Below are 21,128 nucleotides of genomic sequence, written 5' to 3' on the forward strand. Positions count from 1 at the left end.
GGTGCCCTTCGCCGTCCTGTCTACCACCGAGGAGACACCGATGATCCGCGCCACCCGGCCCGCCCACCCCCACGAGGGCACCGTCCACGCCGATCACCTGCCCACCGCCCACATCGAGCGCGCCCGCGCCGACGGATGGACCATCACGACCCTGGCCCACGCCCCCAACCTGGCGCTTCCCGAGGAGGCCGCCCGGCTGTGGCGGGCCGCGATCGACGCCGGCGCGCCCTGGGCGCTCACCCAGCGCCCGCCCCACAGCCGCACGGAAGACGGCCTGGTCACGTTCCTGGAGATCCGCGACCTCGACCAGAGCAGCACACGGCCGTGGACGGAATGGTCCTGGGACCCGACCGGCCAGGCGGCGCCCGCATGGATGTCGCTGCAGGACGCCCACCGGCTCCTGACCGACCGCATCGCCGCCCGCCGCTGACCCCGCCCGCACACCACCGAGGAGACCCCCATGCCGACGATCACGATCACCGCTACCGCCGCCGTACTCTCCGACCAGGTCGGGTGGGCCGCCCGCCTGCTGCCCGCCCGACCCGCGATCCCCGTCCTGGCCGGACTCCGGCTGGACATCACCGCCGACCGGGTGCGCGTCACCGCCACCGACTACAAGGTGTGGGCCAGCGCCGACGTCGACGCCGACACCGAGGGAGAGGGCGTCGCGGTCCTGCCCGGGCGGCTGCTGGCGGGCCTGCTCGCCAAGCTCCCGCCCCTGCAGATGGTCACGATCACCATCGCCCCCGACCGGGCCCGCATCTCCTGCGGGCCCACCCGCGCGACGCTGCTCACCCTGCCCGCCGAGGACTACCCCACCCCGCCCGAGCCGCCCCCCGTCGTGGGCCGCACCGAGGCCGCCGACCTGTCCGCCGCCATCACCCAGGTGGCCGTGGCCGCCTCCACCGACCCCACCCTGGTCTCACTCACCGGCGTGCACACCACCCTGGCCGAGGGCGGCATCGTGGTGTGCGCCTCCGACCGGTACCGGGTCACCCGCCAGAGCGTGGCCTGGGAGCCCGTCTTGGACCAGGAGGACGGCGACGAGCCCGTGCTGCTGGTCCCGGCCGCCACCCTGTCCCAGGCCGCCAAGGCCATGACCGGCACGGTCAGCATCGCCACCGCCACTGACGACACCGGCCGCCTGGACCAGCTCAGCCTGTCGGACGACGTCCGGCGGCTGTCCACGCGCCTGCTCGACGGCGATTTCCCGGCCACCACCCCGTTCCTGGAGCGGGCCCGCCAGGACGCGCGGCTGAGGGTGAGCGTGGAGGCCGCCGAGCTGGCCGGCGCGGTCGACCGGGTCCGTTTGTTCGCGGCCGCCGACACCCCGATCCGGATCGCCATCAACGACGAGGGCCTGGTGGTACGCGCCGGCGACGAGGGCGACGCGGGCAGCGAGGAGGTGCCCGCCAAGGTCGACGGCGAGGGCCTGCAGGTGGCGTTCAACGCACCCTTCCTGCTCACGGCCCTGGCCAACGCCCGCAGCGAGCGCGTGCAGATGGCCATGAGCGAGGCGGACCGCCCGGTCCTGCTCACCCCCGACGCCGACGGCGACGGCTATCAGTACCTGGTCATGCCGATCCGCTTGGGATCCGCGTCCGCATGACCCCCTGGAGGGATCTGATGTTCGAGCCGACCACCTTGTACCGGATCTACTGCGACGCCCCCGGGTGCATCCGTCTGGTGATGGACGCCGAATACGACGCCCCGCTCCTGATCGAGAGCCCCGACCTGGACCGGGTCCCCGAGGGCTACCTGACCGACGACGACGGCACCCCGTGGGTGCGCGGGCCCCGCGACCGGGTGATGTGCCCCGAGCACGGCCACATCATCCGCCGCGAACGGAAGATCGCCGCCGCCCACGTCCCGCTGTTCGGCCCCACCCCATGAGCCGTCCCGGGCGCTCGCTCTGACCACCAGACCTCCTCAGGGCTGGTGGTCGGGGGGACCGCCCGGTCCGCACCACACGCGCGGCCCGCCCCGTCTTTCCAGGGACCAGGGGCGGGCCGCACCACTCCCGTCAAGGAGCACACCCAGTATGACCACGCCGAATACCACCAAGAAGCGATGCTGCGGTTCCAGCGTGGGCGTCATCATCGCCGACCACGCCGACCGGCTGCTGATGATCACCCGCGGCTGGTGGCCGCGCGGGACCGCACCGGTCGCCGGGCACGTCTACGACCAGCACGCCTCTGCCGCTGAAGCCCTGGTCGCTGAGGTCAACGAAGAGGTCGGGCTGACCGTGATCGGATCCTCCCTGGTGTGGGAGGGCCACCTGCCCAACTTGTGCTCCTCACTCCCCCACCAGCCGCTGGCAGGCCACTACTGGCACCTGGGAATCGCCACCGCCGAAGGAGAGGTCGTGGCCGCGCCGGGCGAGACCAAGGGCGCCGACTGGTACACCCCGGACCAAGTACGGACCATGGCCCGGGCCACTCTGGCCCACTACCGGTCCGGGGGTGCGGCGGCGGACCAGCCCGACGACTCCTTGGAAGCCGTGTGGCTGAAGCTGCTGTTCGAGGCCGGGCACCTGCCGTGGCTGACCGAGTCCGATCTGGCGGTGGCCGAGGCCGCGTACACCACCGCGCCGGGCGAGTACTGGCTGGGAGGGCGCCCGTAATGGACAGCCGTCTGATCGAAGGTCTGCGCAACTGGGCTGACGGGCTCTCCGCCGACCGCGCCGCCGTTGAACTGCTCATCACCCACGAATCCTGGCTGGCGCGACCGGATTTCCTCAACCGATGCGTGATGGAGACGCCGGTCGAAGAGCTGCTCGATCCCGCCCGCCCGATCACCACCATCAACTGGGACGAGGCGTTCTGGGCCCTGGTCGACGAGCTGCCCGCGTCCTCCTCCATGGTCGCCATCCTGCGCATCGCCGTCTCTCTCGGAACGGGCGAGCCGGTGGATCTGCGAGACGCCCTGGTGGGTTTGGACGCGACCAACGCCGCCGCCGTCGCTACGGCCGTGGTCACCGCCGCCCAAGCCGAGACCAGGGTGAAGGTGACCCTGGCGCCTCGGAAGCTCCCCGACTGGCTCCGGGAGGACTGAACACCGAGCCCTCAACAGCCTGACCGACACCACCTGCCCGCCCCGGGAAGCAACGCCCCGAGCGGGCACGTAGACATCAACCTCCGAGCAGAAGGGCCCGTATGACCTGGCACCTGCAACCCATGGCCGCGTTCGACATCGAGTCCACCGGCCTGGACCTGGGCAACGACCGCATCGTCACAGCCGCCCTGTGGCGCATCGACCCCGCCAACCGGACCAAGGACGTCACGACCTGGCTCGTCGACCCCGGCATCGAGATCCCCCAGGCCGCCACCGACATCCACGGCATCACCACCGAACACGCCCGCGAACACGGCCGGCCTGCCTGCGAGGCCGTACCGGAGATCGGTGAAGCCCTGGAGAAGGCGGCCGTGGACGGCTTCCCCGTGGTCATCTACAACGCCCCCTACGACCTCGGTCTGCTCGCCTCCGAACTCCAGCGCCACCAGACCGGGGTGTCCTTCTCCGGGCTGCTGCGTGTCATCGACCCCCTCGTCCTGGACAAGCGGGTCGACACCTACCGGCGCGGCTCGCGCAAGCTCGTGGACGTGTGCGCCCACCACGGGGTCCGGCTCGATGCCGACCAGGCCCATGGGGCCGCTGCCGACGCTCTGGCCGCCGCACGGCTGGCCTGGAAGCTCGGAGCGGTCCACAGCGAGCTGGCCGCGATGAACATTGACGACCTGCACACAGCGCAGATCGGTTGGAAGGCCGAACAGGCCGCCGGCTTCCAGGACTACCTGCGGCGCAAGGACCCCGAAGCGGTCGTGGACGGGTCCTGGCCCCTCGCACCCAGGCCCTGAGCGCACACCCCCATCGGACCCGAAGGGGCCGGACCGTCACGACGTGGCGGACCGGCCCCTTCCCCCTTGTACAGACCACGAACACGGAGGACCCGCGATGCCCGCACCCGACACCACCCCCGTCCCGGTCTACGCCGAGACCGACCAGGAAGACCTGATCGAGGCCGCCGGGGCGTTCAGCGTCCCGATCCGCGACATCGTCCACCACGAGATGGGCGAGGACTGGGATCTGTACAGCGACACCCTCACCGAGATGAACCGCTTGGAGTACCGCCTGGACCAGATGGAGGCGGCGGTGGCCAAGAGCCGCCAGGCCCTGGCCCTCATCCATCGGCGGGCCCGGGTGCGCGCCCTGTGGGAGCCGACCCTGCGCAAGGAGAACATCCCCGCCACCGACAGCGGCGGGGCCCTGGCCGACGACGTCAACGACTTCACCCGCGCCCTGTTCACGGCCGAACGCGAGACCGACTGCACTCTGGCCGCCGTCCTGAACTGCCCGGAGGTGGCGATGTGGGCCGACGTTCTCACCGAGCGCGCCACCACCCCTGAGACCAGCGACGAAGCCCTGGAGAACACCAGCAACCGGATCACCGGCGTCTTGAGCGGGATCATCACCGCCGCGATGGACCTGGCCGACGTCCACCCCGATGCGGCGCCGTGACGTTCCCGCCCACGGCCTGAGCTCACCCCCTGAGCGAAAAGAAGGGGTCGGAACGTCACAAGCTGGCCGTTCCGGCCCCTTCTCCATTGCAGACCACCCACCTGTGAGGAGAGAGATGACCGCGTTCTCACCGGTCGACTACGCCCTGGCCGCCGCCCGGCGCGGCTGGCCCGTCTTCCCGCTCACCCCGAACTCGAAGAAGCCTCCACTCGTCAAGGCCTGGGAGCGGGCCGCGACCACCGACCCCGACCGCATCCGCGCCTGGTGGCGACAGTGGCCGACCGCGAACTACGGCATCGCCACCGGCCCGGCCGGGCTCGTGGTGGTCGACCTGGACGTGCCCAAGCCCGGACAGGCCCCGCCGTCGAAGTGGGCGCTGCCTGGGATCACCGATGGGGCTGACGTCCTGGCCGTGCTGGCCGAACGCGCCGGACAGGCCTTGCCCACCGGCACCTTCACCGTGCGCACCCGCCGGGGCGGCCTGCACCTGTACTTCACCCACCCCGCCGGCCCCCGACTGGGCAACACCAGTGGGGCCCTGGGCTGGTTGATCGACACCCGCGCCCACGGCGGATATGTGGTCGGCCCCGGCTGCCCGGTGACCGCCCCGGACGGATCGGGACGCTACGAGCACCTGAACCGCGACGTACCCGCACCGCTGCCGGAATGGATATGGAGCCTGCTGCGCAGGCCCGTCTCCCCGGATCGGCCCGCCGCCGCGCCTGTCCCGTCGCCGGGGCCCGCGAGCGACGTGTTCGCCGACGTCGCCCGCAACAACCGCCGCAGGGCCGCATACGTCAAGGCTGCGGTGACCGGAGAGCTAGCCAGGGTTCGAGGCGCTCAGCCCGGCACGCGCAACGAGAACCTCTACATCGCCGCGGCCAGCCTCGGACAGCTCGCCCGCGAAGGCCTGCTGGAGACCGCCTGGATCCAGGACGCGCTGTACAACGCCGCCCTGGAGGCCAACGCCGCGGGCGATGCCAATCCGCCCCGCGAGATCGCCGCCACGATCCGCTCCGGCCTGGCCAAGGGCCTACGCGAGCCCCGCCGCCCCACCACCCGCCACCGACCGCCCCGGAGGGCCGCCTAGATGAACTCCCGCGACGACAAAGACAAGAAGCCGAGCCAGGCCACCCTGCTGATCGAACTGGCTGACCGGCACGTCGACGTCGTGGCCGGAGATGACGGACGCACCTACGCCGTCCGCAAGGGCTCTTCCACCGCGTTCCCGCTCCTGCGCAAGGACGGGCTGCGTGTGCAGCTCGCCCGCCAGTACTACGCCGAGCACCACGCGGTCGCCTCACAGTCCGCTCTGACCGACGCCATCTCCGTCCTGGAAGGACGCGCCATGGACCAACAGCCCCAGCCCATCCACCTGCGGCTGGCCACCCACCGAACGGAAACCGGCGACCAGATCGTCATCGACCTGGGCACCCCCGACGGGAGGTGCGTCATCGCCGGCCCCGACGGCTGGCACATCGCCGAGCGCAGCCCTGTGCTGTTCCGTCGCACCAAGCTGACCAGCCCCATGACCGAGCCCGGACCGGCCGGGCAGACCGCCCACGGCCTGGCCGCCCTACGGGACCTGATCAACGTGGACGAGCCCTCCTTCCGCCTCATCGTGGGGTGGCTGGTGGCCGGGATGATGCCCGACCTGCCCCACCCGATCCTGGGCGGCAAGGGCGAACAGGGCACCGGCAAGTCCACCGCCTTGGAGATGCTGATCAACCTGCTGGACCCCTCCCCCGCCGCGCTGAGGTCCCTGCCCCGCGACATCAAAACGTGGGCGACCGTGGCCAGCGCGAGCTGGGCGGTGTGCCTGGACAATGTCTCGGTCATCCCCATGTGGCTGTCGGACACCCTGTGCAAGGCCGTGACCGGTGACGGTCTGGTCGACCGGGCCCTCTACAGCGACGACGACGTGTCCGTGCTGGCCTTCCGGCGGCTGATCGCACTCACCTCGATCGACACCGGCGCCCTGGCCTCGGACCTGTCCGAGCGGATGCTGACCGTGGAGTTCCTGCCGATCAAGAAGGAACAGCGGCGACCCCACAGCGAGGTCGCCGCCGCCTTCCACCGCGACGCGCCCGCCATTCGAGCCGCCCTGTTTGACCTGCTCTGCGCGGTGTTGGGCGCACTGCCGGACACGCACCTGGCCGAACTGCCCCGCATGGCCGACTTCGCGCGCATCCTCGCGGCCCTGGACACGATCACGGGGTGGAACACCCTGGACACCTACCTGACCGCCTCCCAGGTCACCACCGCCGACCTGCTCGACGCCAAGCCGTTCACCAGCGCGGTGGCCGACTTCGTGGACGAGCACACGCAGTGGACAGGGTCCATCAGCCAGCTCCTGGACCTCATCCCCGCCCCGGAACCGCGGCCCCGCTCCTGGCCGGTGGACGCCACCCGCGCCTCCGGCCAGCTCAAGCGCGACGCCCCGGTGCTGCGCTCGATCGGCATCACGGTAATCGAAGCCGGACGCTCGCGCGATCGGCACCGACGCCAGCTCTACACCTTCACCGCCCACAGCCTCGACGGCCAAGCCCCGCAGGCTCCGCAGCAGGCTCCGGACGCCGATCCTGCCCCGGACACCACGGTGACCAGGCAGGACGCCTCTTTTTTTGGCCAGCTAGTCACACCTGACCCGTCGGACGCGCAGATTCCAGCCTCCGCAGCCTCCGCACCAGCCTCCCACCATCACCCCAGGCCACAGGCGGTCACGGAGGCTACGGACCCTGCGGAGGCTGGTTTCCCCCCACTCTCTGAAAAGACGACCACCAACGCGGTGGAGGAAGGCCCGTGCGTGCGCTGCGACGCCGCCTTCCATCGATTCGAGACCACCGACCACCCCAGGGTGTGCACGACCTGTGCCTCCAGGCACCGGACGTGAGCGCCACACGAAAAACGGCCCTGGCACGCACCGCCAAGCACCCGCCAGAGCCGCACCCAACCCTCTGAGAAGGAGAGGCACTCCCAGCATGACCGACAAACGCAAACGCCGCCTGGATCTGGCGAAGGTCCGCGTGATCGGACCTCCCGAGACCGTCGACCAGGTCGTGGACGCCATCACCACCGCGCCCCCGTCCGCCGAACCCTCCAAGCCCTACCCCAGCCGCCACAACTCCGGCCACGTCCGCGTCTACCTGGAGGTCGCACCCGAATGAGCACCAAGGCTCTCCACGTGGCGGCGCAGCGAACCCGGAGCTGGCTCACCGTCGACGAGTTCTGCGAGGAACTCGGCATCGCCCGGTCGACCTTCAACGACTGGCGGGCCAAGGGTCGGGCGCCCAAGTGCGCCAAGCTGCCCAATGGCCAGCTCCGCATCCGCCGGTCGGTCTTCGAGCAGTACATGGCCGCCCTGGAGGACGTTTCCTGATGGAGTCCGTCACCTACGACGTTCGGATCTGGAAGAAGATCGAGGTCTACAAGGGCAAGCGGAAGACCACGCACACCGTGCGCTGGCGGGTGGGCGTGAAGACGTTCCGTGAACCGCACAGCACCGCCGCCATGGCCGACTCCTTCCGATCCGAACTGGTGGCCGCCACCAACCGTGGTGAGGCGTTCAGCCTCACCACGGGGCGGCCCGCCGCGTGGAAAGATCCGAAGACCGCGGAAGAGGACAACGCTTCGAAGGTCTCCTGGTTCTCGTTCGTGTGCGACTACGTGGACACCCACTGGGGCGTTTCGGCAAGCCACCGCCTCGATCGGGCCAAATACCTGGCGAAGGCCACGATCGCCCTGGTCGACGACGCGCCGCCCGGACGCCCCTCTGATGACCTGATACGCACAGCCATGCGGAACTGGGCTCTCAACAAGGTGCACAGGGACAGGGAGCGACCGCCTGAGGTCGCCAGGGCCCTGGCGTGGCTGAAGGAGCACACTCTGCCTGTCCAGCGGTTGAGTGATCCGACCGTGGCCCGGCGAGTGCTGACGGAGGTGACCAGCAAGCTGCCCGAGAACGGAGGCGGAAGCCTCGGGGCCAAGTCCGCGGTGAAGTCGAAACGGATCTTGTCGCACTGCCTGGATTTCGCCGTGGAACGCCGCCACCTGGCGGCGAACCCGGTGAGCTTCCACCGCAACCCCGCCGGCGCAATCAAATGGACGCCGCCGAAGGTCAACAACCTCATCGACGAACGGTCGGTGCCCGACCCCGCACTCGCCCGGAAACTGCTGGATGCCGTCGCTTCGGAGAACCGGAGCGGCTCATTGCTCCGGCCCTTCTTCGCAGTGATGTACTTCGCCGCCCTTCGACCCGAGGAGGCCGTGAACCTTCTCTGGACCGATGTGAAGCTGCCTACGTTCACCCGGGATGAGGAGACGGGTGAGTGGGTGGCGCCGGAGGACGCCTGGGGCGAGATCACGGTGCGGGAGGTCGCCCCGGACGTGGGGCGCCGGTGGACGGACAGCGGCCGTCAGAGGGACACCAGACCGCCCAAGGGGCGGGCAGAGGGCGAGACCCGGCCGGTTCCCTGCCTGCCGCTGCTGAGCCGCATCCTGTGGGAGCACGGCCGGCAGGAGGAGCAGGGCCCCGGCGGGTTGGTGTTCTTCGGTGAGCGGGGCCACCAACTGGCGACCAGCACCTACTCCAAGGCCTGGCGCAAGGCTCGACGGGCGGCCCTGAGCAAGGACCGGCTCGACACTCCCCTGGCCCGGCGTCCCTACGACCTGCGCAGCGCCTGCGTCTCCACATGGCTGAACGAGGGAATCGACCCTCCCCAGGTGGCGAAGTGGGCGGGGCACAGCGTCGACGTCCTGCTACGGGTCTACGCGCGCTGTCTGGAGGGCCGGGAGCAGGAGGCACGCCGCCGCGCGGCGGCCGGCTTCGAGGGCTTCTGATCCCGCAGAACTTCAACACGTATTCAGCGCAGGCACCCGGATCCGGCCGGTGTCGGCCGTAGTCAGCCGGACATGAAACAAGAGAGCCGCTGGCCTGTTCACGCAGGTCAGCGGCCTTTTTTTGTGCTCAGAGGGGGTAGGCCGGGCAGGACTCGAACCCGCGACCCAGGGATTATGAGTCCCCTGCTCTGACCAACTGAGCTACCGGCCCGCCGTCGTCGGCAGACGTCATCCTAACAGGGTGTGTCCGGCGTTACCGCGCCGTGAATCGGCCGTTCGGCGGGGGCTGACGTCCTCCGCGGCGGCGCGGGGGCGTGTAGCCCGCACCTGGGTCACGGGGCGTGTACGGCGTCGGTCTAGGGTGGTGAGGTGCGGCGCGCGCCCGGTGGACCCCAGCGCCCGGCACGGACGCCGCTTCTACCCGTTGGTAACATCGCGGGTCGCACATCGTCGTCAGGAGAGTTCACGTCATGGCCCAAGTACCCGTCAACGTCACCGTCACCGGCGCCGCCGGCCAGATCGGCTACGCCCTGCTGTTCCGGATCGCCTCCGGCCAGCTGCTCGGCGCCGACACCCCGGTGAAGCTGCGTCTGCTGGAGATCCCGCAGGCCGTCAAGGCCGCCGAGGGCACGGCGATGGAGCTGGACGACTGCGCCTTCCCCCTGCTGCAGGGCATCGACATCTTCGACGACGCCCGTCAGGCGTTCGAGGGCGCCAACGTGGGCCTGCTGGTCGGCGCGCGTCCCCGCGGCAAGGGCATGGAGCGCGGTGACCTCCTCCAGGCCAACGGCGGCATCTTCAAGCCCCAGGGCGAGGCCATCAACGCCGGCGCGGCCGACGACATCCGCGTCCTGGTGGTCGGCAACCCCGCCAACACCAACGCCCTCATCGCGCAGAGCCACGCTCCCGACGTGCCCGCCGAGCGCTTCACCGCGATGACGCGCCTGGACCACAACCGCGCGCTCACCCAGCTCGCCAAGAAGCTCGACGTGTCGATCAACGACATCAAGAAGCTCACGATCTGGGGCAACCACTCCGCCACCCAGTACCCCGACCTGTTCCACGCCGAGGTCGGCGGCGCCAACGCCGCCAAGGCCGTCGGCGACCAGGCCTGGCTGGAGAACGACTTCATCCCCACCGTCGCCAAGCGCGGCGCCGCGATCATCGAGGCCCGGGGCGCCTCCTCGGCCGCCTCGGCCGCCAACGCCGCCATCGACCACGTCCACGACTGGGTCAACGGCACCCCCGAGGGCGACTGGACCTCCGCGGCCATCCCCTCCGACGGTTCCTACGGCGTGCCCGAGGGCCTCATCTCCTCCTTCCCCGTCGTGTCCAGGAACGGCAGGTGGGAGATCGTCCAGGGTCTGGAGATCGACGACTTCTCGCGCGGCCGCATCGACGCCTCCGTCAAGGAGCTCGTCGAGGAGCGCGACACCGTCAAGGAGCTCGGCCTGGTCTGAGTGCGACCGTCCCCTCCGCACAGCGGGTGGGGCGCGGTGCGGGGGCGTTTCCCACGGGGAGCGCCCCCTTCGTCCGTGCGGAGGGCGCACGTCCCGACGGGGTTCGGGGAGCGGGCAGTATAGAACCGTGAGTCTCATCGATGTTCTTCCCGCCGAACCCGAACCCGATTCCCTCTTCGAGGCGTTCGCCTCGTGGTGCGAGGAGCGGGGCCTCACCCTGTACCCACACCAGGAGGAGGCGCTCATCGAGGTCGTCTCCGGGTCCAACGTCATCCTCAACACCCCCACCGGCTCCGGCAAGAGCATGGTCGCCACCGGCGCCCTCTTCGCCGCGCTGGCCCGTGACGAGTGCGCGTTCTACACCGCGCCCATCAAGGCCCTGGTCTCGGAGAAGTTCTTCGACCTCTGCAAGATCTTCGGCACCGAGAACGTCGGCATGATGACCGGCGACGCCAGCGTGAACTCCGACGCGCCGATCGTGTGCTGCACCGCCGAGGTGCTGGCCCAGATCGCCCTGGTCGAGGGCAGGCACGCCGACATCAACACCGTCGTCATGGACGAGTTCCACTTCTACGCCGAACCCGACCGCGGCTGGGCCTGGCAGGTCCCCCTGCTGGAGATGCCCCAGGCCCAGTTCCTGCTGATGTCGGCGACCCTGGGCGACGTCACCCGCTTCGAGGAGGACCTGGAGAAGCGCACCGGCCGCTCCACCGCCGTGGTCGCCTCCGCCGAGCGCCCGGTCCCCCTCTACTACGACTACCGCGTCACCCCCCTCCACGAGACGCTGGAGGAACTGCTCGGCGACGGCCAGGCGCCCGTGTACATCGTGCACTTCACCCAGGCACAGGCCATCGAGCGCGCACAGTCGCTGACCAGCATCAACATGTGCACCAAGGAGGAGAAGGCGGCGATCGCCGACGAGATCGGCAACTTCCGCTTCACCACCAAGTTCGGCCGGAACCTGTCCCGCTACGTCCGCCACGGCATCGGCGTGCACCACGCCGGGATGCTGCCCAAGTACCGCCGCCTCGTCGAACGGCTCGCCCAGGCCGGACTCCTCAAGGTCATCTGCGGCACCGACACGCTCGGCGTGGGCGTCAACGTGCCCATCCGCACGGTCCTGTTCACCGCGCTGAGCAAGTACGACGGCGTGCGCGTGCGCCGCCTGCGCGCCCGCGAGTTCCACCAGATCGCCGGGCGGGCCGGCCGCGCCGGGTTCGACACGGTCGGCCACGTGGTCGCCCAGGCACCCGAGCACGTGATCGAGAACGAGAAGGCCCTGGCCAAGGCGGGCGACGACACCAAGAAGCGGCGCAAGGTCGTGCGCAAGAAGGCCCCGGAGGGCTTCGTCGCCTGGGACGAGGCGACGTTCCGCAAGCTCATCGAGGCCGACCCCGAACCGCTCACCTCCCGTTTCCGCGTGAGCAACGCGATGCTGCTGAGCGTGATCTCGCGGCCCGGCAACTGCTTCGCCGCCATGAAGCACCTGCTCACGGAGAACCACGACGACCGCCGGACCCAGCGCCGCCACATCCACGAGGCGATCGCCATCTACCGGTCGCTGCTGGACGGCGGCATCGTCGAGACGCTGCCGGAGCCCGACGCCCAGGGGCGCACCGCCCGGCTGACCGTCGACCTGCAGGCGGACTTCGCGCTCAACCAGCCGCTGTCCACGTTCGCGCTGGCCGCGCTGGAACTCCTCGACAAGGAGTCCCCCACCTACCACCTGGACGCGCTCACCGTCGTGGAGTCCACCCTGGACGACCCGCGGCAGATCCTCGGCGCCCAGCTCAACAAGGCCCGCGGCGAGGCCGTCCAGCAGATGAAGATGGACGGGATCGAGTACGACGAGCGCATGGAGCGGCTGGAGGAGATCGACTACCCCAAGCCGCTGGAGGAGATGCTCGACCACGCCTACGAGGTCTACCGGACCGGTCACCCGTGGGTCGGCGACCACCCGCTGCGGCCCAAGACGGTCGCGCGTGACATGTACGAGCGCGCGATGACCTTCGTCGAGTACGTGGGCTACTACGAGCTGGCGCGCTCCGAAGGGCTCGTCCTGCGCTACCTCGCCAGTGCCTACAAGGCGCTGAACCAGACGGTGCCCGACGACGCCAAGACCGAGGAGCTGCGCGACCTCACCGAGTGGTTGGGCGAGCTGGTCCGCCAGGTGGACTCCAGCCTGCTGGACGAGTGGGAGCAGCTCACCAACCCCGAGGAGGAGGCCCCCGAGGGCGAGGAGCCGGCCGAGGAGAGGGTGCGGCCGGTCACCGCCAACGCCCGCGCCTTCAAGGTGCTGGTGCGCAACGAGATGTTCCGCCGCGTGGAGCTGGCCTCCCGGCGGCGCTACGGCGACCTCGGCAAGCTCTCCCAGGACGGGGAGTGGACCGGCGAGGAGTGGGCGGAGGCGGTCGAGGCCTACTACGCCGAGCACGACGAGATCGGGACCGGCCCGGACGCCCGCGGCCCCCGGATGCTGCTCATCGAGGAGGAGTCCGGTCTGTGGCGGATCCGGCAGATCTTCGCCGATCCCGCGGGCGACCACGACTGGGGCATCAGCGCGGAGGTGGACCTGGCCGCCTCCGACGCCGAGGGCCGCGCGGTCGTGCACGTGGTGGACGTCAACCGGCTCTGACCCGGGCGCCCCTCACGACGGGGGCCTTCGCGCCTTCCGGTGTTTCCGCTCGTTCCTCGCCGACCCGTCTGCGGGCCCTCCCGGACCCGGAGGACGTCCTGCCTGCCCCGACCCCAGGGGCGTGGCGAGCTGCCTGCCTCGGCCCCAGGGATGCGGCGAGGGGCGCGCCGGTGCTCCACGGGCCGTGGGCGTAGCCGCGGCGAGGAACGGGCAGGGCACGCACTCGGCCGAAGGACACGGGCCACCCGGCGCCCCGGGCAAGGGCCGAAGCGAGGCGGAGGACCCGAGAGAACCCGGTCAGCCGATCAGGTGGGCGTTGGCCGCCCGGACCCCCGCCGCGAGGTCGGGCCGCTCCACCACGGTCCGGCCCGCCGCGGCCAGCCGTTCGGCCCCGTCGCAGTCCACGAACAGCGCGGGCTCGCGCCAGGCGAACACCACCCGGGGCACGGGGGTGGTGAGGATGAGGCCGGTGCAGGCCAGCGGCCGTGAGGCGCGCGCGCTGCACGGCTCCAGGGACGAGTACAGGGTGGCCCGCGCCAGCCGCGGGTCGTCGGGGTCCACCTCGCGCAGGGCCACCTCCTCAGCGTGGTCGTGGGGGTCGTCCCGGCGCGAGTAGCCCTCGCCGAGCACGGTCCCGTCCGCGGCCACCACCACGGCGCCCACCGAGAACGCGGTGTCCGAGGCCGGGCTCAGTCCGGACAGCTCCACGGTGCGGTGCAGCCAGTACGTGTCACCGTCCCCCTCGGCGGGCGGCGGCCCGGCGGGGCTCACGTGGGTCCCCCGGCCGGGTCGGCGACATAGCGCAGGACGGCGACGTCGCCGAGCGCGCGCGCCTGCGCCAGACGCAGCGGCGAGGACGGGGTGAAGGCGAAGGGGCCGGGCAGGACGAAGCGCGGCGCGTCCTCCTCCCCCACGAAGAAGGGGGCCACGGCCAGGCGGAGCTCGTCGACCAGGCCCTCGGTGAGGAACATCGTGTGGATGTGCCCCCCGCCCTCCACGAGGAGGCGGCCCACGCCCCGTTCGGCGAGGTCGGCGAGCACGCCCTTGGCCGTGGGCGGGTCCCCGGCGTCGGCGACCTCCACTGGCGGCAGTCCCCCCGGGAGCCCCGCGAGCGCGCGGCGGGCGGTGTCCAGGCCCGCTCCCCCGGTGTGCACGACCGCTCCGACGTCACCGGTGGTGAAGAACCGGGCGCCGGGGTCGATGTCGCCGGACCGGGTGACCACGCACTTGAGCAGGTTCTCGGGCCGCCCCGCGGCCCGGCGGCGGCTCCGCAGTTCCGGCGACCTCACGAGCAGACGGGGGTTGTCGGCGCGCAGCGTGCCAGCGCCGACCAGGATCGCGTCGCACTCGGCGCGCAGAGCGTCGATCTCGGCGAAGTCGGCGTCGTTGGACAGGCGCAACCGGTCGGGACCGGCGTCGTCGATGCGGCCGTCGATCGACATCGCGCAGCTCAGGATGGTGTACGGACGGTCCATGCTCCCAAGGTTAGCCCCGCCCCCTCGAACGGAAGGACGTATTGACCGCCGCCCCGGGGCCGGCGCCTTCTCCCGCTTTCACGTCGACGACATCGGATTGTCGCAGGCAGTGGGTGTCGGCGCGTAATTGCACGCGGGAATAGGTGCGGCCTTAATTCAGGCCCTCAGTGTCCGCTTCGTACACCCGCGCCGCAGGCTCCGCGGAGGGCCGCCGACCGGCCCCACCGGTCGCACGCTCATCCTGGGCAAACCCCTCTTCCGCGCGAACAGGGGCTTGTGCCTTCGTGCACCTCTCCAGATTCCTCACAAAGTGGACATTGGGTATATACGCCCTGGTCGGGCCAAGTCCGGCGTAACACGCATCGCCCAGACCGACAAGAGCAGAGTGGCGGATGTTTTTACGACCTGTGTCCGTGACTCGGTTAACAAGCCCGTCAACAACGAATACAATCCAGTGGTCGGCTCACTTCCCCACCTCACATAGAGGACGGCGATGTCTCGATTCACCTCCCCCGATTTCCTGAGGCAGGCGGGGGGCAAACACGTCCGGGCCAAACCACCGCCCGTCGTCGACCTGGCACGGCCCAGCCTGGCGCGGTTCCACTCCTTCCACCTCAAGGGGAAGGACCACTTCGAGGTCGACCGCGACCTGGCCACCCGCGCCGAACAGGCCGCCCCGGGATTCCAGGACGTCGTCCTCGGTGAACGCGCCTTCCTCCAGCGGGCGGTCCGGTTCCTGGCCGCGGAGCAGGGCATCCGGCAGTTCATCCAGATCGGCGCCGGCCTGCCCGCGCCCGGCGACCCCCACGAGATCGCGCAGGGGACCGACCCGGGCGCCCGGGTGGTCTACGCCTCGGACGACGCCATGGTGCTCACGCACCACCGTGCCCTGCTCCGGGACGGCCGGACCACCACCGCGGTCCAGGGCGGGCTGACCACCCCCGACCGCGTGCTGGCCGACGCCGAGACCGCCAGGTTCATCGATCTCGACCAGCCGGTGGGGCTCCTGCTCACCGGTGTGGTGGCACACGTGTCGGACGACGACGATCCGGCCGGGCACATCGCCGCCCTGCGTGACTCCCTCGCCCCCGGAAGTCATCTGGTCCTGAGCCACTACTGCCGCCCCGACGCGACCACCTTCCCCAAGGACGCCCAGCGCGCGGCCGTACTGGAACAGCTCTTCACCGAGCACCTCGGTTCCGGGCGCTGGCGTACGGAGAAGGAGATCCAGGCGTGCTTCGCGGGCTGGCGGTCCGTGCCTCCCGGCGTGCTCCAGGCCCAGCGGTGGCGGACGCTGCCGGTCGCACCGCCCGTCCCCGGCTGCTACCAGATGCCGCAGCGCAACCGCCGGCTCATCATCGGCGGCGTGGGCCGACTCTGACGGCATCCCCCGCACCCGCGTCTGAGCCATCGGCCCGGCAGCGGGCGGGGGCCTCTCCATGCCCGCCGCCCAGCGCCCTCTCGCCCCGGCTCCAGCGTCCCACGCGCCCCCTTCGCGCAGCGCCTGGCACCCCGCCGCCCGTGCTCGGACCCGGACGTCGCGTCCCCCACGCAGCCCCGTGCCCCCTCGCGCGGCGTGCAGCGCCTGGCGGCCCGCCGAACCCGTTCTCCGGCTCCAGCGTCCCTCACGCAGCACGCAGCCACCGTGCCTCCTCGCGCAGCCCCGCCCGGCACCCCGCGGACGGCGACGGCGCCCCGGTCTCCCGAAGGCCCCGGCCGGTACCGCCGAGGCCGCCCGTAGGGCCGCAGGGACGACCAACCCGAAACGCACCCATGCGCCCCCGTCTGTGGTGCGTCCCGGAGCGGTACTCACTCCGTCCGCCACGCATGCCAGAAGGCCACACGCGAGCGCGAGGAGACCCCGGCTGGGTGCGGACGCGCGCGACGTGGTTCTCGCCCGGTGTCGCGGGCAGGCCCGGCTCCACACACGCGAAAGGGCCCCTTCCCGAAGGAAGGGGCCCTGCTCTGCTCCCGCGACTGGACTCGAACCAGTAACCTGCCGGTTAACAGCCGGCTGCTCTGCCGATTGAGCTACGCGGGATCGCGCTCCTCCGCGGCTCCGTGAGCCGCGACGGCACCCATAGACTAGCGCCCCTCGCGGGGTGCTCGCGACGCCTTTTCCGGCCCCGCTCCGCTCCCGCGACTGGACTCGAACCAGTAACCTGCCGGTTAACAGCCGGCTGCTCTGCCGATTGAGCTACGCGGGATGGCGCTCGTCCGCGGCCCTGTGAGCCGCGGCGACACCAATAGACTAGCGCCCTTGACGAGTCCTCGTGACAGTGTCGGCCCGTGTGGCCGACGCCCCGACGGGGTAACGTCGAGACATCGTCTCCAAGGCCTGAAGAGGGACCATGCGCTATCGGATCACGTTCGTCGCCGGGCTCGCCATCGGGTACGTCCTGGGTGCCAAGGCGGGCCGGGCACGCTATGAACAGATGTCCCGCACCGCCCGCAGGGTGGCCGACAGCCCCGTCGTCCAGGAGGTCGCCGGGCTCGTGGGGGCCCAGGTCGGCAACGCCGGACGGACGGTCTACGACAAGGCCGTCGACAAGATGCCCATCACGTCGGTGCGCGACTTCCTGGCGCGGCCCACCGACGAGGAGCTGCGCACCATGAACCGGGAAGCCACGCCCCACGGGGCCGGCGACCGCTAGTGTTCGGCTCCGGAGTGCCGGAGGGCGTTCGCTCCCGCCTCGGGCGGGGCGAACGCGTCCTGGCGCACGCGCCCGTCGTCGGCGAGGGCGAGCTGGTCGCCGGTTCCCAGGCGCTCTACCTTCCCGACGGACGCCGGGTGCTGTGGCAGGACATCGACCAGGCCCGGTGGAGCACCGACACCTTCACCTTCCTGGAGGAGGGCGCGGGCGAGCACAGCGTCGCGCTGCGCCCCCTCGACTACCGGCGGCTGGCCGAGACCGTCGCCGAGCGCGTCACCGCGACGATCCTGGTCAACCAGTTCGTGCCCTTCCCGCGCGCGGACTCCGCCACGGGCTTCCGCCTGGTGGCGCGCCGGGAGCCGGGGGGCACGGAGGCGGACTGGCGGGTCCACCTGGGCGAGGGCGTCGACCCGAACGACCCCGCCCTCGCGGACGCCGTCACCGACGCCCTGGCGGTCCTGCACGACCAGATGGGCGTCTGAGAGGTTCGGGGCGCTGAGGGGCGCTTCACGCCCCTCACCCGTACCTTCCTCGGGCCTCCGCTCGTCCCCCGCTTCGACCCGACCAACCCCCGAGTGGTCCCGCAAGCGGAACCGCTGACCTTCGACCCCTGGAGGAACGCCCAGGGCGCTTCACGCCGGGTCCTCCCCTGTCGCTACCGCCCGGCGCGGTCCTCGCTTCGGGCCGGGGCGCTTCGGCTGTCGGACTCCGTCCCCGTGGTGAGGGCTCCGGCGAGCACCTCGGCCAGGTGCAGCGCCCGGCGGTCCGTCCCCTGTTCGATCTGCGTGCGGCAGCTGTAGCCGTCGGCCAGGACCAGGGTGTCCGGCGCGGCCGCCCGCACCCGGGGAAGCAGCTCCTGCTCGCCGATCGCGGTGGACACCTCGTAGTGCCCCTCCGTGAACCCGAAGTCGCCCGCCAGCCCGCAGCAGCCCGAGTCCAGCACCTCGCCGTCGATCCCGGCGCGTGCGATGAGCCTGCGGTCGTCCTCGAAGCCGATCACCGCGTGCTGGTGGCAGTGCACCTGGGCCAGCGCCGAGGCCGCCACCCGGGGCGGCTCCCACTCCGGCGCGAACTCGTTCAGGAAGCCGGACAGCGTGTGCACGGCACCGGCCACCCGCTCGCTCTCCGGGCCGGGCAGCAGCTCGACCAGGTCGTGGCGCAGCGCCGCGGTACAGCTCGGTTCCAGGCCCACCACCTGCAGACCCTCCTCGACCAGCGGCGACAGCGCGCGCACCGCCCGGCGCATCACCCGGCGCGCCACGTCCAACTGGCCGGTCGAGACCCACGTGAGCCCGCAGCAGACCTGGCCGCGCGGCAGCACGACCGTGAAGCCCGCGTCCTCCAGGACCCGCACGGCCGCCGCGGGCACCTGGGGGTGCAGGAAGTTGCCGAAGGTGTCGGGCCACAGGACCACGCGCCGCCCGCCCGGGCGCGGGCCGCGCCGACGGTAGGCGCGGGTGAAGGTCGTGCGCGCGAACGCGGGCAGGTCCCGCTCCACGGCCACACCCGCCATCCGCTTGGCGATCCGGGACACGCCGGGCAGCGCGGCCGCCCGGTTGGCCTCCGCCGGGGCCACGCCCGCCAGGCGGGCCCACAGCGGCAGCCAGCCCATCGAGTAGTGCGCCGCGGGGCGCACCCGTCCCCGGTAGTGCTGGTGCAGGAACTCGGCCTTGTAGGAGGCCATGTCCACGTCCGCGGGGCAGTCGCTCAGGCAGCCCTTGCACGACAGGCACAGGTCCAGGCTCTCGCGGACCTCCTCCGACCGCCAGCCGTCGGTGATGACCTCACCGCCGGCCATCTCGAACAGCAGGTGCGCCCGGCCCCGGGTGGAGTGCTTCTCCTCCCGGGTGACCTGGTAGCTGGGGCACATCACCCCCGGGCCGCTCTGGCGCCGGCACTTGCCGATCCCCGAGCACCGCCGCAGCGCCTTGCCGAAGTCCCCGTCGTCCGTGCGGTAGGCCAGGGTCGCGCCCGCCACCAGCGGCAGGCCGACCCGTACGTCGGCGTCCAGCGGCAGCGGGTCGACGATGACGCCGGGGTTCATCAGCCCGGCGGGATCCCACAGGCGCTTGAACTCGCCGAAGGCCCGGACGAGCCGTTCGGGGTACATGCGCGAGAGCAGTTCCGAGCGGGCCTGCCCGTCGCCGTGCTCGCCCGAGAGCGAGCCGCCGTACCGGACCACCAGGTCGGCGGCCTCCTCCATGAACGCCCGGTACTCCCGCCGCCCCCGCTCCTCGGTGAGCTCGAAGTCGATGCGCACGTGCAGGCAGCCGTCGCCGAAGTGCCCGTAGACGACCCCGAAGCGGCCGTGGCGCTCCATGAGAGCCTCGAAGTCGCGCAGGTAGTCGCCGAGGCGGTCCGGGGGCACGGCGGCGTCCTCCCAGCCGGACCAGGCCTCCCGGCCGGTGGGCGTGCGCTGGGTGAGCCCCGCGCCCTCCTCACGGATCCGCCACAGGGCCTTCTGGTGGGCCGCGTCGACGACCACGGCGGCGCCGCTCGGGGGGGCGGACAGGTCGGCCAGCATCGTCTCGGCGGCCCCGGACGCGTCCTCGGGGTCCTCGCCCGCGATCTCCACGAGCAGCCAGGCGCCGCCGTCCGGCAGCGGCACGCGGGGGCCGCCGTGCTCGTCCAGGGCGGCGACCATGCGGTGGTTGATGCCCTCGACCGTCAGCGGCCGGTGGGTGAGCAGGGAGGGCACGGCGTCGGCTGCCGCGGGCGCGTCCGGGTAGCCGAGCACGGCCAGGGCGCGCGCGGGCGGGGACTCCACCAGCCGTACCGTGGCCCCGAGCACGAACACGCACGTGCCCTCGCTGCCCACCAGGGCCGCGGCGACGTGGCGGCCCTTCTCCGGCAGCAGCCGGTCCAGGTTGTAGCCCGAGACCCGGCGGCGGAAGTCGGGCATCGCGGTGCGCAGTTCCGCGCGGTAGGTGTCGACGAGCCGGTCCAGGGCCGCCTGGATCTCCCCCGCGCGCCCCTCGGCCTCCGCGGGCCCCGAGCCCACGGTCATCCGGGTGCCGTCGCTGAGCAGGACGTCCAGGGAGACGATGTTGTCGGCGGTGGTGCCCCAGGCGACCGAGTGGGAGCCGCAGGCGTTGTTGCCGACCATCCCGCCGATCGTGCAGCGGCTGTGCGTGGAGGGGTCCGGGGCGAAGGTGAGGCCGTGCTCGGCGGTGGCCTCGCGCAGGTCGTCCAGCACGACGCCGGGCTGCACGGTCGCGGTCCGGGCGACGGGGTCGATGTGCTCGATGGCCCGCAGGTGGCGCGAGGTGTCGATGACGACGCCGGTGCCGATGGCGTTCCCGGCGATGGAGGTCCCTCCGCCGCGGGGCACCACGGAGACGCCGTGGTCGGCGCACACGCGCACGGCCGCGACGCAGTCCTCGACGGTTCTGGGCACGACCACCGCGAGCGGGACGCGCCGGTAGTTGGAGGCGTCGGAGGTGTAGAGGGCGCGTGTGCCGGCGTCGAAGGCGACCGTGCCCTGGACGGCGCTCTCCAGGTCGTGTCGCAGGCGGGCGGATGCGGTGTCGCTGTGCGGGTCGGCCAT

Annotated in this window: 20 protein-coding genes and 3 tRNA genes; 17 read left to right on the top strand and 6 right to left on the bottom strand. The window is 71.6% G+C overall.

Going from position 1 to position 21,128, the window contains the following annotated elements; genetic code table 11:
• Window positions 1–40 precede the first annotated feature (40 nt).
• The 12 genes from ADL05_RS08085 to xerC all read left to right on the top strand — a co-directional run bounded on the left by ADL05_RS08085 (window position 41) and on the right by xerC (window position 9,357).
• Window positions 41–430 (top strand): hypothetical protein, encoded by a 390-nt coding sequence (locus tag ADL05_RS08085; RefSeq protein ID WP_156365764.1) that lies wholly within the window; start codon window positions 41–43, stop codon window positions 428–430.
• A gap of 30 nt (window positions 431–460) precedes the next feature.
• A complete protein-coding gene (dnaN, locus tag ADL05_RS08090) occupies window positions 461–1,609 on the top strand; it encodes a DNA polymerase III subunit beta (protein ID WP_053616251.1) in 1,149 nt (382 codons plus the stop codon).
• 17 nt (window positions 1,610–1,626) lie between these two features.
• Window positions 1,627–1,893 (top strand): hypothetical protein, encoded by a 267-nt coding sequence (locus ADL05_RS08095; RefSeq protein WP_053616252.1) that lies wholly within the window; start codon window positions 1,627–1,629, stop codon window positions 1,891–1,893.
• Window positions 1,894–2,041: 148 nt separating this feature from the next.
• Window positions 2,042–2,623: an NUDIX hydrolase gene (locus tag ADL05_RS08100; protein WP_053616253.1), complete on the top strand. Its 582-nt coding sequence runs from the start codon at window positions 2,042–2,044 to the stop codon at window positions 2,621–2,623.
• Window positions 2,623–3,054 (top strand): hypothetical protein, encoded by a 432-nt coding sequence (locus ADL05_RS08105; RefSeq protein ID WP_053616254.1) that lies wholly within the window; start codon window positions 2,623–2,625, stop codon window positions 3,052–3,054. Before ADL05_RS08100 ends, ADL05_RS08105 begins: the two co-directional genes overlap by 1 nt.
• A gap of 101 nt (window positions 3,055–3,155) precedes the next feature.
• On the top strand, window positions 3,156–3,857 hold the full coding sequence (locus ADL05_RS08110) for an exonuclease domain-containing protein (protein ID WP_082376197.1): 702 nt from the start codon (window positions 3,156–3,158) through the stop codon (window positions 3,855–3,857).
• 97 nt (window positions 3,858–3,954) lie between these two features.
• A complete protein-coding gene (locus ADL05_RS08115) occupies window positions 3,955–4,518 on the top strand; it encodes a hypothetical protein (protein ID WP_053616255.1) in 564 nt (187 codons plus the stop codon).
• A 115-nt stretch (window positions 4,519–4,633) separates the two neighbouring features.
• Window positions 4,634–5,608, top strand: coding sequence for a bifunctional DNA primase/polymerase (locus tag ADL05_RS08120; RefSeq protein WP_053616256.1), 975 nt, complete (start codon window positions 4,634–4,636; stop codon window positions 5,606–5,608).
• Window positions 5,609–7,411 (top strand): hypothetical protein, encoded by a 1,803-nt coding sequence (locus tag ADL05_RS08125; protein WP_053616257.1) that lies wholly within the window; start codon window positions 5,609–5,611, stop codon window positions 7,409–7,411.
• 88 nt (window positions 7,412–7,499) lie between these two features.
• Window positions 7,500–7,685, top strand: coding sequence for a hypothetical protein (locus ADL05_RS08130; protein ID WP_053616258.1), 186 nt, complete (start codon window positions 7,500–7,502; stop codon window positions 7,683–7,685).
• Complete coding sequence (locus ADL05_RS08135) at window positions 7,682–7,897, top strand: AlpA family transcriptional regulator (protein ID WP_053616259.1); 216 nt, start codon at window positions 7,682–7,684, stop codon at window positions 7,895–7,897. The genes ADL05_RS08130 and ADL05_RS08135 overlap by 4 nt, the downstream gene beginning before the upstream one ends.
• Complete coding sequence (gene xerC, locus ADL05_RS08140; protein WP_053616260.1) at window positions 7,897–9,357, top strand: tyrosine recombinase XerC; 1,461 nt, start codon at window positions 7,897–7,899, stop codon at window positions 9,355–9,357. Before ADL05_RS08135 ends, xerC begins: the two co-directional genes overlap by 1 nt.
• A gap of 137 nt (window positions 9,358–9,494) precedes the next feature.
• On the opposite strand, the gene ADL05_RS08145 is transcribed toward xerC, so the two are convergent.
• Window positions 9,495–9,568 (bottom strand) — tRNA-Ile (locus ADL05_RS08145).
• A gap of 259 nt (window positions 9,569–9,827) precedes the next feature.
• On the opposite strand from ADL05_RS08145, the gene ADL05_RS08150 reads away from it, so the two are divergent.
• Window positions 9,828–10,817, top strand: a complete 990-nt coding sequence (locus ADL05_RS08150) for a malate dehydrogenase (protein WP_053616261.1) — start codon at window positions 9,828–9,830, stop codon at window positions 10,815–10,817.
• A gap of 127 nt (window positions 10,818–10,944) precedes the next feature.
• A complete protein-coding gene (locus ADL05_RS08155) occupies window positions 10,945–13,452 on the top strand; it encodes an RNA helicase (RefSeq protein ID WP_053616262.1) in 2,508 nt (835 codons plus the stop codon).
• A 297-nt stretch (window positions 13,453–13,749) separates the two neighbouring features.
• Here ADL05_RS08155 and ADL05_RS08160 read toward each other — a convergent pair whose 3' ends face one another.
• Window positions 13,750–14,223, bottom strand: coding sequence for a deaminase (locus tag ADL05_RS08160; RefSeq protein WP_053616263.1), 474 nt, complete (start codon window positions 14,221–14,223; stop codon window positions 13,750–13,752).
• Window positions 14,220–14,927: a dihydrofolate reductase family protein gene (locus ADL05_RS08165; protein ID WP_053616264.1), complete on the bottom strand. Its 708-nt coding sequence runs from the start codon at window positions 14,925–14,927 to the stop codon at window positions 14,220–14,222. The genes ADL05_RS08160 and ADL05_RS08165 overlap by 4 nt, the downstream gene beginning before the upstream one ends.
• Window positions 14,928–15,420: 493 nt before the next feature.
• Between ADL05_RS08165 and ADL05_RS08170 the strand changes: the two genes are divergently transcribed.
• Entirely contained in the window at window positions 15,421–16,308 is an 888-nt protein-coding gene (locus tag ADL05_RS08170) for an SAM-dependent methyltransferase (RefSeq protein ID WP_053616265.1), read from the top strand.
• A 587-nt stretch (window positions 16,309–16,895) separates the two neighbouring features.
• Here the strand turns inward: ADL05_RS08170 and ADL05_RS08175 are convergent.
• A tRNA-Asn gene (locus ADL05_RS08175) sits at window positions 16,896–16,968 on the bottom strand.
• A gap of 93 nt (window positions 16,969–17,061) precedes the next feature.
• Window positions 17,062–17,134: transfer RNA gene (locus tag ADL05_RS08180), tRNA-Asn, on the bottom strand.
• A gap of 144 nt (window positions 17,135–17,278) precedes the next feature.
• Between ADL05_RS08180 and ADL05_RS08185 the strand changes: the two genes are divergently transcribed.
• Entirely contained in the window at window positions 17,279–17,581 is a 303-nt protein-coding gene (locus ADL05_RS08185; RefSeq protein WP_053616266.1) for a hypothetical protein, read from the top strand.
• Between the two features lie 14 nt (window positions 17,582–17,595).
• Window positions 17,596–18,063 (top strand): hypothetical protein, encoded by a 468-nt coding sequence (locus ADL05_RS08190; protein WP_231640660.1) that lies wholly within the window; start codon window positions 17,596–17,598, stop codon window positions 18,061–18,063.
• 173 nt (window positions 18,064–18,236) lie between these two features.
• Here the strand turns inward: ADL05_RS08190 and ADL05_RS08195 are convergent, their stop codons facing one another.
• Window positions 18,237–21,128, bottom strand: a complete 2,892-nt coding sequence (locus ADL05_RS08195; RefSeq protein WP_053616268.1) for an FAD-binding and (Fe-S)-binding domain-containing protein — start codon at window positions 21,126–21,128, stop codon at window positions 18,237–18,239.

The sequence above is a fragment of the Nocardiopsis sp. NRRL B-16309 genome (genome assembly GCF_001279585.1).
In the GTDB taxonomy this organism is placed as follows: Bacteria; Actinomycetota; Actinomycetes; order Streptosporangiales; family Streptosporangiaceae; genus Nocardiopsis.

What these genes read in the sequence shown, in the direction of transcription:
- ADL05_RS08085 (WP_156365764.1), top strand. Translation starts at nt 41, where the DNA reads ATGATCCGCGCCACCCGGCCCGCCCACCCCCACGAGGGCACCGTCCAC.
- dnaN (WP_053616251.1), top strand. Translation starts at nt 461, where the DNA reads ATGCCGACGATCACGATCACCGCTACCGCCGCCGTACTCTCCGACCAG.
- ADL05_RS08095 (WP_053616252.1), top strand. Translation starts at nt 1,627, where the DNA reads ATGTTCGAGCCGACCACCTTGTACCGGATCTACTGCGACGCCCCCGGG.
- ADL05_RS08100 (WP_053616253.1), top strand. Translation starts at nt 2,042, where the DNA reads ATGACCACGCCGAATACCACCAAGAAGCGATGCTGCGGTTCCAGCGTG.
- ADL05_RS08105 (WP_053616254.1), top strand. Translation starts at nt 2,623, where the DNA reads ATGGACAGCCGTCTGATCGAAGGTCTGCGCAACTGGGCTGACGGGCTC.
- ADL05_RS08110 (WP_082376197.1), top strand. Translation starts at nt 3,156, where the DNA reads ATGACCTGGCACCTGCAACCCATGGCCGCGTTCGACATCGAGTCCACC.
- ADL05_RS08115 (WP_053616255.1), top strand. Translation starts at nt 3,955, where the DNA reads ATGCCCGCACCCGACACCACCCCCGTCCCGGTCTACGCCGAGACCGAC.
- ADL05_RS08120 (WP_053616256.1), top strand. Translation starts at nt 4,634, where the DNA reads ATGACCGCGTTCTCACCGGTCGACTACGCCCTGGCCGCCGCCCGGCGC.
- ADL05_RS08125 (WP_053616257.1), top strand. Translation starts at nt 5,609, where the DNA reads ATGAACTCCCGCGACGACAAAGACAAGAAGCCGAGCCAGGCCACCCTG.
- ADL05_RS08130 (WP_053616258.1), top strand. Translation starts at nt 7,500, where the DNA reads ATGACCGACAAACGCAAACGCCGCCTGGATCTGGCGAAGGTCCGCGTG.
- ADL05_RS08135 (WP_053616259.1), top strand. Translation starts at nt 7,682, where the DNA reads ATGAGCACCAAGGCTCTCCACGTGGCGGCGCAGCGAACCCGGAGCTGG.
- xerC (WP_053616260.1), top strand. Translation starts at nt 7,897, where the DNA reads ATGGAGTCCGTCACCTACGACGTTCGGATCTGGAAGAAGATCGAGGTC.
- ADL05_RS08150 (WP_053616261.1), top strand. Translation starts at nt 9,828, where the DNA reads ATGGCCCAAGTACCCGTCAACGTCACCGTCACCGGCGCCGCCGGCCAG.
- ADL05_RS08165 (WP_053616264.1), bottom strand. Translation starts at nt 14,927, where the DNA reads ATGGACCGTCCGTACACCATCCTGAGCTGCGCGATGTCGATCGACGGC.
- ADL05_RS08170 (WP_053616265.1), top strand. Translation starts at nt 15,421, where the DNA reads ATGTCTCGATTCACCTCCCCCGATTTCCTGAGGCAGGCGGGGGGCAAA.
- ADL05_RS08185 (WP_053616266.1), top strand. Translation starts at nt 17,279, where the DNA reads ATGCGCTATCGGATCACGTTCGTCGCCGGGCTCGCCATCGGGTACGTC.
- ADL05_RS08195 (WP_053616268.1), bottom strand. Translation starts at nt 21,128, where the DNA reads ATGGCCGACCCGCACAGCGACACCGCATCCGCCCGCCTGCGACACGAC.